11 protein-coding genes are annotated in these 16,559 nt (G+C 72.0%); 7 read left to right on the top strand and 4 right to left on the bottom strand.

The window, feature by feature from the left end; translation table 11 throughout:
* Nucleotides 1-50: 50 nt before the first annotated feature.
* The 4 genes from OG520_RS34250 to OG520_RS34235 all read left to right on the top strand — a co-directional run bounded on the left by OG520_RS34250 (nt 51) and on the right by OG520_RS34235 (nt 7,559).
* Entirely contained in the window at nt 51-1,631 is a 1,581-nt protein-coding gene (locus tag OG520_RS34250) for an alkaline phosphatase D family protein (protein ID WP_406015680.1), read from the top strand.
* A 73-nt stretch (nt 1,632-1,704) separates the two neighbouring features.
* Nucleotides 1,705-3,078 (top strand): SWIM zinc finger family protein, encoded by a 1,374-nt coding sequence (locus OG520_RS34245; RefSeq protein WP_406015679.1) that lies wholly within the window; start codon nt 1,705-1,707, stop codon nt 3,076-3,078.
* Complete coding sequence (locus OG520_RS34240) at nt 3,075-5,747, top strand: DUF6493 family protein (RefSeq protein WP_406015678.1); 2,673 nt, start codon at nt 3,075-3,077, stop codon at nt 5,745-5,747. Before OG520_RS34245 ends, OG520_RS34240 begins: the two co-directional genes overlap by 4 nt.
* Before the next feature lie 372 nt (nt 5,748-6,119).
* Nucleotides 6,120-7,559: a GNAT family N-acetyltransferase gene (locus OG520_RS34235; protein WP_406015677.1), complete on the top strand. Its 1,440-nt coding sequence runs from the start codon at nt 6,120-6,122 to the stop codon at nt 7,557-7,559.
* Here the strand turns inward: OG520_RS34235 and OG520_RS34230 are convergent.
* Nucleotides 7,527-8,750 carry a trans-sulfuration enzyme family protein gene (locus tag OG520_RS34230; protein WP_399333788.1) on the bottom strand — a complete coding sequence of 408 codons (1,224 nt, stop codon included), beginning with the start codon at nt 8,748-8,750 and terminating at the stop codon, nt 7,527-7,529. The genes OG520_RS34235 and OG520_RS34230 overlap by 33 nt on opposite strands.
* Before the next feature lie 59 nt (nt 8,751-8,809).
* On the opposite strand from OG520_RS34230, the gene OG520_RS34225 reads away from it, so the two are divergent.
* Both OG520_RS34225 and OG520_RS34220 read left to right on the top strand, forming a co-directional pair.
* Nucleotides 8,810-9,307 carry an Lrp/AsnC family transcriptional regulator gene (locus OG520_RS34225; RefSeq protein WP_406015676.1) on the top strand — a complete coding sequence of 166 codons (498 nt, stop codon included), beginning with the start codon at nt 8,810-8,812 and terminating at the stop codon, nt 9,305-9,307.
* A 48-nt stretch (nt 9,308-9,355) separates the two neighbouring features.
* On the top strand, nt 9,356-11,041 hold the full coding sequence (locus OG520_RS34220; protein WP_406015675.1) for a DUF885 domain-containing protein: 1,686 nt from the start codon (nt 9,356-9,358) through the stop codon (nt 11,039-11,041).
* A 111-nt stretch (nt 11,042-11,152) separates the two neighbouring features.
* On the opposite strand, the gene OG520_RS34215 is transcribed toward OG520_RS34220, so the two are convergent.
* Nucleotides 11,153-11,641, bottom strand: coding sequence for a rhodanese-like domain-containing protein (locus OG520_RS34215; RefSeq protein WP_406015674.1), 489 nt, complete (start codon nt 11,639-11,641; stop codon nt 11,153-11,155).
* A gap of 94 nt (nt 11,642-11,735) precedes the next feature.
* On the opposite strand from OG520_RS34215, the gene OG520_RS34210 reads away from it, so the two are divergent.
* Nucleotides 11,736-12,182 carry an Lrp/AsnC family transcriptional regulator gene (locus OG520_RS34210; RefSeq protein ID WP_406015673.1) on the top strand — a complete coding sequence of 149 codons (447 nt, stop codon included), beginning with the start codon at nt 11,736-11,738 and terminating at the stop codon, nt 12,180-12,182.
* Here the strand turns inward: OG520_RS34210 and OG520_RS34205 are convergent.
* Complete coding sequence (locus tag OG520_RS34205; protein ID WP_406015672.1) at nt 12,172-15,336, bottom strand: AAA family ATPase; 3,165 nt, start codon at nt 15,334-15,336, stop codon at nt 12,172-12,174. The genes OG520_RS34210 and OG520_RS34205 overlap by 11 nt on opposite strands.
* Complete coding sequence (locus OG520_RS34200; RefSeq protein WP_406015671.1) at nt 15,333-16,499, bottom strand: exonuclease SbcCD subunit D; 1,167 nt, start codon at nt 16,497-16,499, stop codon at nt 15,333-15,335. Before OG520_RS34200 ends, OG520_RS34205 begins: the two co-directional genes overlap by 4 nt.
* Nucleotides 16,500-16,559 lie beyond the last annotated feature (60 nt).

Here is a 16,559-nt window from a genome sequence, read left to right as displayed (position 1 = left end):
GCTCGCCCCCACCCGTTCGTCCCGCTGACCACTGCCCCGGAGGCGCCTCGATGTCGAACCGTCCGCGAATTCCGTCCCCCGCCCGCCGCAGTGTGCTGCGCGGTTCACTCGCCGTGTCGGCCGCGCTCACGCTCCCCGCGGCGGGCGCCGCGGCCCCTGCCTTCGCCCTGTCCGGCCGGCCGCGCGCGACATGGGGGGTGCAGGTGGGCGACGTCACCTCGTCCTCGGCGCTGGTCTGGGTGCGGTCGGACCGGCCGGCCCGGATGATCGTGGAGACATCGGCCACGGAATCGTTCCGGCGGGCCCGCACATGGCATGGTCCGCTCGTCGGTTCCGGCACCGACTTCACCGGGACGACAGCGCTGTACGGGCTGCCGCCGGGCGAGCAGGTGCACTACCGGGTGACACTCGCCGACCCCCAGGACCCCCGCCGCACCGGGGAGCGGGTGCACGGAACCTTCCGGACGGCGCCCGCCCGGCGCCGGGACGGGGTGCGGTTCCTGTGGTCGGGCGACATCGCGGGGCAGGGCTGGGGCATCAACCCGGACATCGGCGGCTACGTGGTGTACGACGAGATGCGCCGCCTCGATCCGGACTTCTTCCTCTGCAGCGGTGACAACATCTACGCGGACGGGGTGATCGAGCCGAGCGTGACGCTGCCCGACGGGCGGGTCTGGCGCAATGTCACCACCGAGGAGAAGGCGAAGGTCGCCGAGACCCTCGCCGAGTACCGCGGCAACTTCCGCTACAACCTGCTCGATCACAACCTCCGTGAGTTCAACGCCCAGGTCCCTTCGATCGTTCAGTGGGACGACCACGAGGTGCGCAACAACTGGTACCCCGGGCAGATCCTCGACGACGCCCGGTACACCGAGAAGAACGTGGATGTGCTCGCGGCCCGTTCGATGCGGGCGTTCCGCGAGTACTTCCCGGTCTCCACGCTGCATGCCCGGTCCGGGGAGGGCCGGATGCACCGCGTGGTGCGCCACGGTCCCCTGCTCGATGTGTTCGTCCTCGACATGCGGTCCTTCCGCAATGCCAACTCGCGCGGCCGGCAGGCCGACGACACGACGGGCATCCTCGGCGCGGAGCAGCTCAAGTGGCTCAAGCACGAGCTGTCCCGGTCCCGCGCGGTGTGGAAGGTGATCGCCGCGGACATGCCGTTGGGACTCGTGGTCACCGATGGTGCGACGGACTTCGAGGCGGTCGCGCAGGGCGATCCCGGAGCCCCGCTCGGCCGTGAGCTGCAGATCGCGGAACTGCTGAGGTACGTCAAGCACCGCCGGATCACCGGCACGGTCTGGCTGACGGCGGATGTGCACTACACGTCGGCGCAGCACTACGAGCCCGAGCGTGCGGTGTTCAAGGACTTCGCGCCGTTCTGGGAATTCGTGTCGGGGCCGCTGGCCGCAGGTCAGTTCCAGGCGAACGCGCTCGACGCGACGTTCGGTCCGGACCGGGTCTTCGTGCGGGCGCCCGACCGGGCGAACGTGTCGCCGATGGAGTCGCCGCAGTACTTCGGCGAGGTCGACATCGACGGCGACAGCGGTGAGTTGACCGTGCGGCTGCGAGCACAGGGCGGTTCCGTCCTGTTCAGCAAGGTGCTGCAGCCGGGGCGCGTCGGGCAGTGAACCGACGCCCGGCGATCGGCCCCCGGGCGATGGCCGGGGGCCGATTGTCAGTGGTGGGATCTACGGTTTTTCCATGACCCGATCCGTTCAGGCATTGGCCTACTCGCGCCCGTCCGCCCTGGATTCCTCACAGGCGGGGCAGCTCCTCGGTCTGGAGACCTCCGGTGGTCTCACCCCGCGGGGCACCGAGCCGCACCCCCGGTTCTTCTCCGGCTTTCTCACCTCGCCGAGGATCGCCGCCCGAGGTCTGCTGGCCGTGGCGGACGTGGCGTCCGCGCGTTACTACCGACCCACTCTGCCCTCGTCCCTCGACCCGGTGGTGACGGGCAACGGCGACCGTTTGCGTTTCGAGTCGTTCTCCGGCTGCTGCGGGGTGTACGCACGTCTCGATGTGCTCCAGGAGGGGCTGGACGGTGCGCGGACGGACCATGGCACCACGAATGTGGATGTCAACAATCCGCTGAGGGAGGCGCTCTCGCGGATAGCGGGCGACGACCCGCTGCACATGCGGGTCGGCCCGGACGAGATGGCCGTCACCACGCTGGACGGTCCGGTCGTGGAGAAGAAGGTTCCCCTGCCCGACCGTTGGCTGCGCGGCTTCGCGGAGGCGCAGGTGGTGTCCGCGGGTTTCGATCTGCGGGCCGAGCTGTCGGCGGCCGAGGCCGTCCGGTTCCTGCGTTCGCTGCCGCGTTCGACCCAGAAGGCCTCGCGGGGCGCCCAGTGGGTGGTCCCGGCCGGGAGGACGCTCCGTCCGACGACACGTCCGGCGACGGGGGCGGTGTGTCTGCCGGGCCCCGAGCGTCTGGTGGTGCTGCAGCGGGTGCTGCGTCACGCCGCCTCGCTGCGGGTGTACGGACCGGTGGCCGACGGGGCGGCGACCGCGAGCGCATGGGAGGTGGTGCTGCCGGGAATGCGCCTCACCCTGACGCTCTCGCCCGATGTCTCGCGCGGTTTCTCCGGCGAGGGCGGCGTGCTCGAAGCGCTGGCCACCGACGATGCCGCGGCCGATGCGGAGCTGGTGTCCGTGCTGCTGGCCTGGGAGCCGCGGATCGATCCCGCCGACCTGGCGAAGCAGTCGGGGCTCCCGGTGGAACGCGTGAGGGCCGCGCTCACCCGGCTGGGGACGGCGGGCCGGGTCGGCTACGACCTCGCCGACGCGTCCTACTTCCACCGCGAGCTGCCGTACGACGCCGACCGGGCCGAACGGCACAATCCGCGTCTGGTGGCGGCCCGGCGGCTGGCCGGCTCGGGTGCGGTCGTGCTCGACGGGGAGACGGCAGCCGTGGCCTCGGGAGACCGCCGCTATCAAGTGAGGGAGAAGGACGGCATGCTGAGCTGCACCTGTCAGTGGTGGGCGGACTACCGCGGGCGTCGGGGCCCGTGCAAGCACGCCCTGGCCGTCCGAATGGTCCGTCGCGGGGCGCCGGTTGCCGGGGGCGCGCGATGAAGGAGCTGCTCACCGCCGTGCGCGAGGCACGCAGGCTGGACGTGCCGGCCCTGCTGTCCGGGCTGGACCGGGCGGGCCGCAGGTCGGCGCTGGCGGAGCTGAAGGAGCTGCGCAAGGAGGCGCGGAGCTGGCCCTGGGAGAAACAGGACAGGATCCGCAAGGCCCTGCTGGTCGCGGGCGCCGGCTGTCACACGGGAGCCGCGGGCTGCGCCGCCTGGATCGGCAGCCGGGACCTGCAGATCTGGTCACGGCCTCCCTACCCGATGCTCCTGAGCGTCCTCGCGGACCGTGACCCCGAGTGGCTCGGTAACGTCGCGCACCGGCTGGCGGCCCGTCCCGGGACGGCGGAGACCGCCTATGAGCTGATCACCGGGCTGGTGAAGACCTCGCGGTGCCCCGTTCCCACCACCGACGGCTTCGTACGGGGCTGGGCCGAGGCGGTCTCGGCCTCGCAGTGGCAGCAGAAGAGACGACCGCTGGCCGACGTCCTCCGTGCGGACCCGTATGTCACCGTGCTCGTGCCGCGGCTCTTCGAGGTGGCGGAGCTGCCGTCGCAGATGCTCTGGTTCGACGAACCGGACGACCCGAGCCGATGGCATGTGGCGCTCGCCGTCCTCGCGGACGAGGGTCTGCTGGAGCGTGCTTCGCTCGTCGACGGTTGCGTGGCCCGGCTGATCCGCGGCGGAAGGCCCGGCGAACTGCGGTTCTTCCTCACCGTATTGCGTCAGCTCGCGCTGACCCGCGAGGAGGAGGCGGAGCGGGTGGCGGACTGGACCGCCATGGCGGCGGACGGGATCTCCACCGTGGCCGGGCACGCCCAGGAGGTGCTCGCCCGGCTGGACGGGCACGGCGAACTGCCCGTGCGGTCCCTGGCGGAGGTCTCGGGTTCCCTGCTGTTCCGCCCGGAGAAGAAGCTCGTCCGTGCCCAACTGGTGCTGATCGGCAAGACGCTGCGCCGCGACCCGTCGGCCGCCGACGAACTGCTGCCCGTCGTCGCCGAGGCCTTCGGGCACGCCGACATCGACATCCAGGAGCGGGCACTCAAAATCGTCGCACGGCACCTGCCCGCCGTCGACGTGGCGGTGCGGGAGGAAACCGCCCTGTCGGCCTCGCTGCTGGGTCCGGCTCTCCGTACGGCGGCAACCGAGGTGTTCGGCGACCTGATGGACGACAGTACGGCGGCGGAGCCGTACGTGGAGCTCCTGCCGTCCGCCCCCGTCCTGCGGCATATCGAACCGGCGCCGGCGACGCTGCCCGAGCTCGTCGAGGAGGTGGTGGCCCTGGCGAGATCCGCATCACGGGATGTCACCGCCTTCGAGCGGGCACTGGACGGGCTGGTCCGCCACGCCCACACCGACCGTCCGGCGTTGACCGAGGCGCTGCGGGACGCCTTGGCCGGCAGTTGGTGGCTCGTCGACGAATCGCAGAAGAGGGTCGAGCAGCGGCTCCGCTCGGAGGCCGGAATCACCCTGGTCGTGGCCGTGCTGCTCGGACGGGTTCCGATTCAGGCGGTGCATGAGGGGCGTGCGGCCTGGTCCGTCAGCAGTGTCTGTGTCCATGCCGCACTCAAGGGTGTGTTGAAGGCCCGGCTGTGGGAAGCCGCCGACGCGGTGCTGACCGGCAGCACACCATTCCTGCTGGCCTTCCCGACCTGGCACACCGGCTCGCTCGACCCTGCCGTGCTGATCGAGCGGCTGCGTACGTATCAGCAGCTCGGAGTCCGGCCCGGGGAAGCCGACTTCGCCCAGGCGCTGCTGCGGGTGCGGCGCGACGGTCAGCAGGCGGCCACCGAGGCAGCCGGCCGGCTCGGCACTCCGGAAGGTGACCGGCTGGCGGCCTGGCTGCGGGCCGACCGGCCGCTCGCGACCGTATACCGCTTCGATCTGGAACGACAGGAGTCCATCGCCCGCGGCTGGGTGGAGCGGCAGCCTGCCGGCTGGACCCGGCGCATCCTGATGGCGAGTGATGAACACCCGTTCATTCAGCGGGAGTTCCCGCGCTCCTTCCACTGGCTGGGCAGCGCCCATACCCCGCGTCATCGCACCTGCGACCACGGGAACGACCACCCGGATTCCTGGCTCGCCACCCTGCCCGAGGACAGCGAGACACTGGCGGCGTGGCTGCTGCCGGCCATGGCGACGTGTGCCACCGATGAGCTGAGGGTAGCGGCGCGGCCGCTCCTCGGCCTGGTCGAACTGGGTGGGTCTGCCGCCGAGGCCATCCATCTGGCCGTGGGGTACGGGCTGGGCGCCCGGTATCCGGAGGACCGGCTGTCGGCGGTGGACGCCTTGCTGATACTCGCAGCCCAGCAACGGCTGGACACGACATCGCTCGGCGAGCAGTTGGCGATCCTCCTCGATCACAGGCTGGTGAAACCCACCCGCCTCGCGGACTCCGCCCGCACCGCGGCCGCGACGGGCGCATACCGGACGGTGCTGTCCGTACTGGTCCCCGTTCTGCCCGGACTCCTGGCGAACAAGAAGGGGACGCGCGGTCTGAGCGACCTGCTCTCCGTGGCCGCCGAGTGCGCGGAACACTGTGGTGCGGTGGGCGGCGGCGAGGCGATACCCGGGCTCGCCGAAACGGCCGCGCGCGGCGGATCGTCGCAGTTGGTACGCCAGGCGGTACGCCTGCAAGCCGCCTGGGAGCGGGGCCTGGGGCAGACGTGAAGGTCCAGGACATCGCGGTGTGACCCGCGGGCCCTACCGGCTCGCAGCGATAGGGCCGGCGGTGCGGCAGCTCCTGTCCGGCCCGGGACCGGGCCGGGAGGGCGGGAGCTGCCGCACCGCGACAGCGGGCACGATCAGGCGGACGCATCAGCCGGACGCGTCGAGCAGACGCATCGGACACACAGACCGGGCAGGCGATCAAGCACAGGTCGGGCGAGCGATCGGGCATGCGGGGCGGGCATGCGGGGCGGGCATGCGATCGAGCAGGTCACCAATACATCGAAAGTGAGTGATAACGGACTAGATCCATACTTAACCCATCAGTCACAGAGTGTTCGTGATCAGGCAACAACGCTCGGTCAGAGTGAATCCATGACTGATGTGACATCCGCGAAGACTGCCCGCCGCTCCCACCACTGGCGGCGGGACGTGACCGAGCTGGCCGCGCTGTTCACCGCGGTCGCGGTGGCCGACGCCATCGCGAACCTGATCGGGCACCAGCCGGACGGACCGTACCTGCTGATCGCCTCGGCCGTGGCCCTGGCGGTGACGGCCGGGTTCCACACCTGGTGGGCGCGGCGGCACAGCCACGCCCCGCCGCCGACCGTCTCCGACCTCCCAGCCGAGGGAGACGGCGGCGGCGCGGTCCCGGCCCACCGCGCCGCCGCAGCCACGACCGCGCTGCTGAGCACGCCCACCGCTGCGGGCCCGTCCGCCGAGGGCACGGTGCTGTGGCGGATGCGGACCACGGTGCGGGACGCCCCCGGCAGCCTGGCGGTGCTGTGCAGCGCCCTCGCCCGGCACCGGGTCGACATCCTCACCCTGCAGACGCACCCGCTGGCCCACGGCACGGTCGACGAATTCCTGCTGCGCGCGCCCGCCCCGCTCCCGGCCCAGCAGCTGAGCCGGGCGATCTCCGCCGCCGGGGGCAGTTCGACCTGGATCGAGCGGGCCGACACGCACGATCTGGTCGACGCCCCGACGCGCGTCCTCGGCCTCGCCACCCGCACCGCCCTTGACGCGGCCGAACTCCCCCTCGCGCTGCGACAGTTGCTCGGGCGGTGCACCATCCACTCGTTGCCCGCCGTCTCGATCACCGGCCGCGCGACCGGTGAGCTCACGCCCGTCGAAGGAGTGCTGGAGGAGGCGGTGATGCGGCTGCGCGACCCGTCCGGAGGTGCTATCACGATCGAGCGGCCCTATCTTCCGTTCACGCCGACCGAGTTCGCGCGGGCGCGTGCCCTGGTCGAGCTCGATACCCGGCTCGGCCCCCGCGTCCCGCGCAGCGAGCACGTGCTCACCCTGCCCGAGGGCAACGAGATCACCGTGCGCCGCGCGGACAGCAGCGACCTCGGAGCAGCACGTGCGATGCACGACCGCTGCTCCGAGCAGACACTGCGGCTGCGATACCACGGACCGGTCCACGACGCCGACCGCTACCTGGACCACCTGCTGAGTCCTCGCTTCGGCCGCACACTGGCCGTGCAGACGGCCTCGGGCCGGCTGGTCGCCCTCGGCCACCTCCTCTGGGACGGCGACGAGACCGAGGTCGCCCTCCTCGTCGAGGACGACTGGCAGCGCCGTGGCATCGGCTCCGAGCTCCTGAGCCGCCTGGTGGCACTCGCCATCGAGGCGGGCTGCGAGAGCGTCTACGCCGTCACCCAGTCGTCCAACACCGGCATGGTCGCGGCCATGCGCGCGCTGTCCCTGCCGTTGGACTACCAGATCGAGGAGGGCACCCTGGTCATCACCGCCCGGCTGGACGCGACGCCGGTCCGTTCACTGCCCCCGTACGAGCAGGCCGGTCGCTGACTCCCCGGACATGGAGGACTCCCGTCCGGCCTCCGGCGAACTCAGCGCCTGGCACAGATCGGCCCACAGGTCCTCGACGTCCTCCAGACCGACCGACATGCGCAGCAGCCGGTCCCCGACGCCGGAGGCCTGCCGGTCTCCCTCATCCACGATGCGGTGGCTGATGGAGGCCGGATGCTGGATCAGGGAGTCCACGCTGCCCAGGCTCACCGCCGGCGTGATGAGCCGCACGGCCGAGATCACCCGGTGCGGATCCCCGTACACCTCGAACGAGACCATCGCCCCGCCCAGCTTCGGGTAGTGGACCCTGGCGATGCGCGGATCGGCGGTCAGCCTGCGGGACAGTTCGGCGGCGCTCGCGGAGGCCGCCCGTACCCGTACCGGAAGCGTGGACAGGCCCCGCAGCAGCAGATACCCGGCCATCGGATGCAGCACCCCGCCGGTGGCGAAACGCACCTGCCGCAGACGGGCCGCGAACTCCTCGTCGCAGGCGACGACCCCGCCCATCACGTCGCCGTGCCCGCCGAGGTACTTGGTGGCGCTGTGCAGCACGATCCGGGCACCGTGCTCGACGGGCCGCTGGAGCACCGGGGTGGCGAAGGTGTTGTCGACGAGCAGCGGCACGGAGCCGCAGGAGTGTGCGATCGCGCGGATGTCGACCTCGGCGAGCGTCGGGTTGGCGGGCGTCTCCACCATCACCAGACCGGTGTCCGGACGGATCGCCTCCGCGATGCCCGCCGGATCGGTCCAGGTCACCTCCGTGCCCAGCAGCCCGGCGCCGAGCAGATGGTCGCTGCAGCCGTAGAGCGGCCGGACGGCGACCACATGACGCAGTCCCATGCTCGCGCGAACCAGCAGCACGGCGGTGAGCGCCGCCATTCCACTGGCGAACGACACGGCGCTCCCGGTCCCTTCGAGCCGGGCGAGGGCGGTCTCGAACCGGGCCGTCGTCGGGTTGTCCAACCGCGAGTAGACCGGCGGCCCTTCGAGCCGGGCGCCGGTGGCGGCGAAGTTGTCGATCCGCTCCGCCTCGCCCCTGGAGTCGTACGAGGGGTAGGTGGTGGACAGATCGATCGGCGGGGCGTGCAGTCCGAGGGCCGCGAGATCGTCGCGGCCCGCGTGCACGGCTTCGGTGGCCAGCGCCCTGGACCGGGGTGTCGTCGGGGGAGCCATCAAGGATTCGGTGTCCATGCCACCACTCTGAACAAACACCGGATCCACTGGGCCATCTCCCGTGCTACGTTCGACAGATGGCCGATTCCGTCGCTCTTGACCCGGTGGATCTGCACATTCTGCGGCTGCTGCAGAACGATTCCCGAACCACCTACCGCGAGCTGGCCGCCAAGGTCGGCGTCGCACCGTCGACCTGCCTGGACCGGGTGACCAGGCTGCGCCGGTCAGGCGTCATTCTCGGCCACCAGCTGCGTCTGGACCCGGCACGGCTCGGCCGTGGTCTGGAGGCGCTGCTCTCCGTACAGGTCCGGCCGCACCGCAGAGAACTCATCGGCCCGTTCGTCGAACGCATCAGGACATTGCCGGAGTCCCGCGCGCTGTTCCATCTGACCGGCCCGGACGACTATCTGGTGCATGTCGCGGTCACGGACACGGCCGATCTGCAACGCCTGGTACTGGACGAATTCACCTCGCGCCGCGAGGTGGCGAGGGTCGAGACCAGGCTGATATTCCAGCAGTGGGAGTGCGGGCCGCTGCTGCCGCCGTCCGGAGAATCGGCGGAGTCGGGCCACTGAGGCCGAATAATGATGACGCGGAGGCCTCCGCCGTACGAGGATGTCCGCATGTCAGACACATCCAGCAGCGCGCTGCCCCGCCAGGTCGCCGACACCTACGTCGACGCATTCATCGAACTCGACCCGATCGCCGGCACCTATCTCGGTGTCGCGGAGAGCTCGCGCCGCCTTCCCGACTTCTCCCCCGCCGGGCAGGAGGCTCTTGCCGAGCTGGCCCGCACCACCCTGGCGAAGCTCGATGCCGCCGAACAACTGCCCGGCGCGGACAACGATGCCGAGCGCCGCTGCGGCCGCCTCCTGCGCGAGCGCCTCACGGCGGAACTCGCCGTTCATGAGGCCGATGAGGGGCTGCGCAAGGTCTCCAATCTGTTCTCCCCGGCGCACAACGTCCGTGAGGTGTTCACGGTGACGCCCACCGAGACCGACGAGGACTGGGCGGCGGTCGTGGACCGGCTGCGCGCGGTTCCCGCCGCGCTGGAGGGCTACCGAGAGTCGCTCGCACTCGGCCTGGAGCGCAAGCTGTACGGCGGGCCGCGCGCCACCGCCACCTTCATCGGCCAGCTCGACGAGTGGGCGGGGGACGGCGGTCCGGGCTTCTTCCAGGAGTTCGTGGCCGCGGGACCCGCGGGTCTGCGTGCCGGTCTGGACGAGGGCGCCCGGCAGGCCACGGAGTCGGTCGTGGCGCTCCGGGACTGGATGCGCGATGTGTACGCCCTCGCGGTCGAGGGTGCGCCGGACACGGTGGGCCGCGAGCGGTACGCCCGCTGGTCGCGCTACTTCAACGGCACCGACCTGGATCTCGACGAGGCGTACGCCTACGGCTGGTCCGAGTACCACCGGCTGCTCGCCGAAATGAGGACCGAGGCCGAGAAGGTACTGCCCGGCGCCGGCCCCTGGGAGGCGCTGGCCCATCTCGATGTGCACGGCAAGCACATCGAGGGCGTCGACGAGGTCCAGGCCTGGCTGCAGAGCCTGATGGACGAGGCGATCGAGGCGCTCGACGGGACGCACTTCGAACTCGCCGAGCGCGTACGGAAGGTGGAGTCCCGCATCGCCCCGCCCGGCGGCGCCGCGGCCCCGTACTACACGGGCCCCTCCGAGGACTTCTCGCGCCCCGGCCGCACCTGGCTGCCCACCATGGGCGAGACCCGTTTCCCGGTGTACGACCTGGTGTCGACCTGGTATCACGAGGGTGTGCCGGGCCACCACCTCCAGATCGCCCAGTGGACGCATGTCGCCGACAGCCTGTCCCGCTACCAGGCGTCGATCGGTGGCGTCAGCGCCAACGCCGAGGGCTGGGCGCTGTACGCGGAGCGGCTCATGGACGAGCTGGGCTTCCTGCCGGACGCGGAGCGCCGCCTCGGCTATCTGGACGCGCAGATGATGCGGGCCTGCCGGGTGATCGTGGACATCGGCATGCACGCGGAGATGGAGATCCCGGCGGACTCCCCGTTCCACCCCGGCGAGCGCTGGACCCCTGATCTGGCCCAGGAGTTCTTCGGCAACCACAGCGGCCGGCCCGCCGACTTCGTGGAGAGCGAACTGACGCGTTATCTCTCGATGCCGGGACAGGCCATCGGTTACAAGCTGGGCGAGCGTGCCTGGCTGCTGGGCCGGGAGAACGCCCGCAAGGCACACGGTGACGCGTTCGACGCCAAGGCCTGGCACATGGCCGCCCTGTCGCAGGGTCCGCTGGGACTCGACGATCTCGTCGACGAGCTGTCCAAGCTCTGACCGGACACCCCGCGCGATACCGCGGCGACCGGGCTCGGTTCACGCCATGAGCCCGGTCGCCGAGCGCCTTCGCGGCCGGAACGGCCCAGCCGGTCGCGACGGCCGGGGCGGTCAGCAGCCGCAGTCGTCGGAGTCGACCGGTGCGGTGAGCGGATCCGCGCCGCGCCGCCCACGCCCCTCCCTGGTCTCGAACTCGAAGCCCTCGCGCACCCAGTACTCGAAGCCGCCGAGCATCTCCTTCACCTGGTAGCCGAGTTCGGCGAGGGCGAGCGCGGCACGCGTCGCACCGTTGCAGCCGGGGCCCCAGCAGTACGTGACCACGGGCACGGCCGGGTCGAGAAGGTTCCCGGCCTGCTCGGCGATGAGCGCGGTGGGCAGGTGGACCGCGCCGGGGACATGTCCCTGGTTCCAGGACTCGGTGGAGCGCGAGTCCAGGAGCACGAAGCCAGGATCGCCGTCGGCCGCGAACGCGGCGGCGACATCGGAGACGTCCGCGTGGAAGGCGAGGGAGGCGCCGAAGTAGGCGGCGGCCACCGCCGGGGAGGCCGGTGGCACACGAAGGACGGGATGGGCCGCGGTGGCGGTGGGCTGCGATGTCATGCCCGGAAATCTACGGCCGGTGATCCGCCTCCCGGAAGACGAGACCCCCGGCACAGCGCTTGATCTGCCGGGGATTCCCTGTTGTCTCCCGAGCATGACCGACTATTCCCCGGACGCCACCGACTGGCGCATCCTCGATGTCCTGCAACGCGAGGGGCGGGCGTCGTTCGCCGAGCCGGCGCGCGTGGTGGCGATGTCCCCGAGCGCCGTGACCGAGCGGGTGCGCAGGCTGGAGGAGGACGGGGTGATCAGCGGCCACGCAGCCGTGGTCGCCCCGGAGCGACTCGGGCTGCCGGTCCTCGCCCTCGTACGGCTGCGTTGCCCGAACGGCCATGACAAACCGTTCCACGATCTGCTCGACACGACTCCGGAGATCGTGGAGGCCCACCATGTCACCGGTGACGACTGCTTCGTACTGGAGGTCACCACCCGCTCGATGAGTCACCTGGAGGAGGTCTCGGGGAGGATCGGCGCCCTCGGCTCGGAGACCACGAGCGTCGTCTGCTCCTCGCCGCTCCCCCGCCGCGCCATCAGCCGCTGAACTCAACGGTGGTCCGGTGCCGTACCGCCGAGCCGTGCCGCTCCTTCACCACTTCGAGCTGTGCGGGGACGCGGCGGCGCAGGTCGGCCACATGGCTGACGATGCCGACACTGCGGTCCCGCTCGCGCAACGAGTCCAGTACGTCGAGCACCTCGTCGAGGGTCTGGTCGTCCAGACTGCCGAAACCCTCGTCGATGAAGAGGGTGTCCAGCCGTACACCGCCCGCCTCGTCGGTGACGACGTCCGCCAGGCCGAGTGCGAGGGCGAGGGAGGCGAAGAACGTCTCGCCGCCCGAGAGCGTCGCCGTGTCGCGCTCGCGGCCGGTCCAGGCATCGACGACATGCAGTCCGAGGCCCGATCTGCGGCCTCCGGTGCGGGCGTCGGAGTGGACCAGTGTGTAGCGGCCGGACGACATGCGCTGCAGCCGTGCGGTGGCTGCGGCGGCGACCTGTTCGAGCCGGGCGGCGAGCACGTACGACTCCAGTCGCATCTTGCGTTCGTTGTCCGCGGAGGTGCCCGCGGTGAGCCCGGCCAGCCGTGCCACCCGGTCGTACTCCTCGCGCAGCGGTCCGAGTCCGCGCACCTCGTCCGCGGCGCCGCGCGAGAGCCTGCCGAGTTCGGCGCAGCGTTCGCGCGCGGCGGCCAGCACGGCCGAGGCCTCCCGCAGCGACCGCTCGGCCGTGTCGTGCGCGGCCTGCGCGAGCCCCACCGCGGCCTGCGGGCGGTCGGCTGCGGCACGGGTGTCCGTCTCCGCCAGACGGTCGGCCACCGCCGCCGCCTCGGACTGCCAGGCGTCGACGAGGTGCTGGAGTTCGCGCTGCCCGGCATCGCCGAGGAGGGCCTCGGCCGCGGCCTGCGGGGTGTCGAACCCTGCCCGGAACGCGGCGTCCGCGAGCCGGTCGTCGGCCTCCTTGCGGCGCTGTGCGGCCAGCTCCTCCTCCCGTACCGCCTCGGCGGCGGCGGCGAGCAGAGTGACCCGGCGCTCCAGGAGTGCGGAGTGTTCGGCCACGCTGCCGGACTCGCCGCGAGCGGTCACCAACTCGGCCTCCAGCGATGCCTGCTCACGGTCCAGGCCCTCACGCAGGGAGGTGCGGGCCGCGGCCCGGCGTTCGGCGAGCTGCCGTCCGTCGAGGCGCTCGGCCTGTTCCCGCTCGGCGGCTGCGAGGGCCTCGCGCGCGGCGTGCATGCCGGCTGCGGTGCGATACGCCTCGGCGTGCATGCCCGTCAGCCGGTCGACGAGCGCACCGAGTTCGGCGACGGTGGGGTCGGCATCGGGCCCGGTCCCGACCGGGCCGGCGGCGACCGCCCCGGTCCCTGCCGTCGGCGTCGGCCCGGCCGATCCGAGGGCGGCGCTCCCGGTCACGCATCCGGACGTGGCCGGATCGGCTGCATCGGCCCCGTCCCTCGGCTGCGGCACCGCCGACTGCGCGGCCGTGCGGGCGGCCGTGTGCTGCTCGCGTACGACTCCGAGTTCCCGGTCCGCCCGCGTACGCGCCTCCTCGGCGCGCCGGTGGGCGTGGAGGGCCCGATCCTCGGCGGCCTTGTCGACATGTCCATCTGCCGCGCGGGCCGGCTTGGGGTGGTCGGCCGAGCCGCAGACCTTGCAGTCCTCGCCGTCCACCAGCTCCGCCGCCAGTTCCGCCGCGATGTCACGCAGTCGTCGCTCGCGAAGCTCCAGCCACGACTCATGGGCCGCGGCGGCGCGCTCGCGGGCCGCGGCCAGCCGCTCGGCGGCGGCCGACACCTGGGCGGCGAGCGCGTCGCGGCGGCGGGCCGCGTCCAGCCGCGCACGGGCGGGCTCCAGCCGGCCGGCGAGCTGTTCGGCACGGGTGGCGGCCTCCTGGGCCGCCTCGACGCGTGCCCGCAGGCCGTCGCGGGTGGACTCCCAGTCGGCGAGCCAGAGTTCCGCTTCGCGGATCAGCTCGTCGTCGGCCCTGGCCTGCCGCTCCAGTCCGGCCCGCTCGGTGTCGATCCGTGCGCTGCGGCGCTCGGCACGCTTCGCGGCGTCGAGCCCGCCGATCTCCTGGCGGAGCCGTCGCTCCAGCTCCGCCAGCTGTTCGGCCCCGGCGTCGGCCAGGGTGCCGGGCAGCACCGCACGGGCGCGGTCACGGTCCCGGCAGGCCGTGCGGTACGCGCGCTCGGCCTCCTCGCGCAGGTCCAGAGCGGGCGCGACGAGGTCCGCCTTTCGGGCCCGTGCGAGACGTTCGTGGTGCCGGTCGCGGTCGGGGCGGCGGGCTTCGAGTGCGGCGGCGCGGCGCCGCGTCTCCGCGTACCGCTGCTGGAGTGCGGCGAGTTCGCGTTCGCTGTCGAGGGCCAGGCGCGCGGCCGACTGCCGGCCTTCGGCCATGGCGAGGACACAGGCGGCGATGTCGAGCCGTTCACGGGCGCCGCTGCGGGCCGTCGCGGCCCACTCCAGCACGCCTTCGGCGAGCCCCGGTTCGCCGGGCTGGAGGTCGGGGAACGGCGATTCACGGGCGGCGGGTCCGGCGGCCTGGGCGATCCGCTGGGCCACCGCGAGAACACGTTCGTCCGCGGCCGCGACCCTGGTTTCGGCGGTACGGCGCAGTTCGGCCAGGCGCTCCTCGACGGCGGCGAAACGGTGGGTGTCGAAGAGCCTGCCGAGGAGTCTGCCGCGTGCCTCGGCATCGGCGCGCAGGAAGCGTGCGAAGTCGCCCTGCGGCAGGAGCACCACTTGGCAGAACTGTTCCCGGCTCATCCCGATGAGCTGGGTGATCTCCTCGCCGATCTCCTGGTGCGAGCGGCTGAGCGGCCGCCAGCCGTCGTCGGGGTCGTACTCGCGCAGCCGGCTCTGGGCCTTCTCCGTCGTGAAGCCGCTGCCCTTCTTCTTGGGGCGGGGCTGTGCGGGGCTCCGGGTGATTTCGAGGCGCCGGCCGCCGACGGTCAGTTCCAGCTCGACCTCGGTGGCGAGATCCACCGGTGCGTGGTCGCTGCGCAGGGAGGTGCCGGGGCTCTGGCGGGCGCCGGGCACCGCGCCGTACAGGCCGTAGCAGACCGCGTCGAGGACCGAGGTCTTCCCTGCGCCGGTCGGCCCGTGCAGGAGGAAGAGCCCGGCCGACGCGAGGGCGTCGAAGTCGATCTCCTGGGTGGTGCCGAACGGTCCGAAGGCGGTGATGGTGAGCCGGTGGAGTCTCAACGGTTCACCTCGCGCACGCCGTCGTCCACCCGGACGTGGTCGAAGGCGCCGCGCAGCACCGTTCGTTCCTGTTCGTCGGCTTCGGAGCCGCCGCGCACATGTGCCACGAAGTCCTCGGCGATCTGCTGGTCGTCGCGCCCCTTGAGGCGCTGTGCGTACGAGGCGAGCGGGTCGTCGGGGGCCCGGTCGGGTTCGAACACGAGGCTGAGTGTGTGCGGGAACCGCTCGACGAGCCGGGCCATCGGCTCGACCGGGCGCACCGGGTCGGTGAGGGTGGCCTCGATCCAGGAGTCCCGGTGCCGCTCCAGCGCGGGGTCCTCGACGAGCTCGTCGAGGCGGCCGCGGAGCCGGGCGAGGGGGCGGGGCACCGGGCAGTCGAGGCGTTCGGCGGTGACCGCGCCCGAGGCGTCGAGGTCGATCAGCCACATCGTCTTGCGGTGGTCGACCTCGGAGAAGGAGTACGCGAGCGGCGAGCCGGAGTAGCGGACGCGTTCGGTGACGGTCTGGCAGCCGTGCAGATGGCCGAGCGCCACGTAGTCGACGCCGTCGAAGACTCCCGCGGGCACGGCGGCCACCCCGCCGACGGTGATGTCGCGCTCGCTGTCGCTGGCCTCCCCGCCCGCGACGAAGGCATGGGCGAGCACCACGGACCGGGTGCTGTCCGGGCGTGCCGCCAGATCTGCGCGTACCCGCTCCATGGCGGCGGTCAGCACCGCTTCGTGCCCGGCGCGCTCCGCCTTGAAGACGTCCTTCACCAGAGCCGGTTCCAGGTAGGGCAGCCCGTAGAACGCCACCTCACCGTGCGCGTCCCGCAGGACGACGGGGGTGGCGCAGTCGGCGGGGTCGGTCCGCAGATGGATCCCGGCCCGCCCGATCAGCCCTGCGCCGACGCCCAGCCTGCGTGCCGAGTCATGGTTCCCGGAGATCATCACGGTGGGCACCCCGGCGGCGGCGAGCCGGTGCAGCGCGTCGTCGAAGAGCGCGACGGCGGACAGCGGCGGAACGGCCCGGTCGTACACATCACCCGCGACGAGGACCGCGTCCACCTCGTGCTCGCGCACCGTCGTCACCAGGTGGTCCAGGTAGGCGGCCTGGGCTTCGAGCAGAGAGACCCGGTGGAACGAACGCCCCAGGTGCCAGTCCGATGTGTGCAGAATTCTCAAGACCCGGCTCCGACCCGCATTGTCCTCTTCCTCCGCCCCCGAGTGGTGAGCCCCTCTTTT

The sequence above is a fragment of the Streptomyces sp. NBC_00984 genome (assembly GCF_045162475.1).
Lineage (GTDB): Bacteria > Actinomycetota > Actinomycetes > Streptomycetales > Streptomycetaceae > Streptomyces.
Note: the sequence above shows the minus strand (reverse complement) of the source record. Positions and strands in the feature narration are given on the sequence as shown.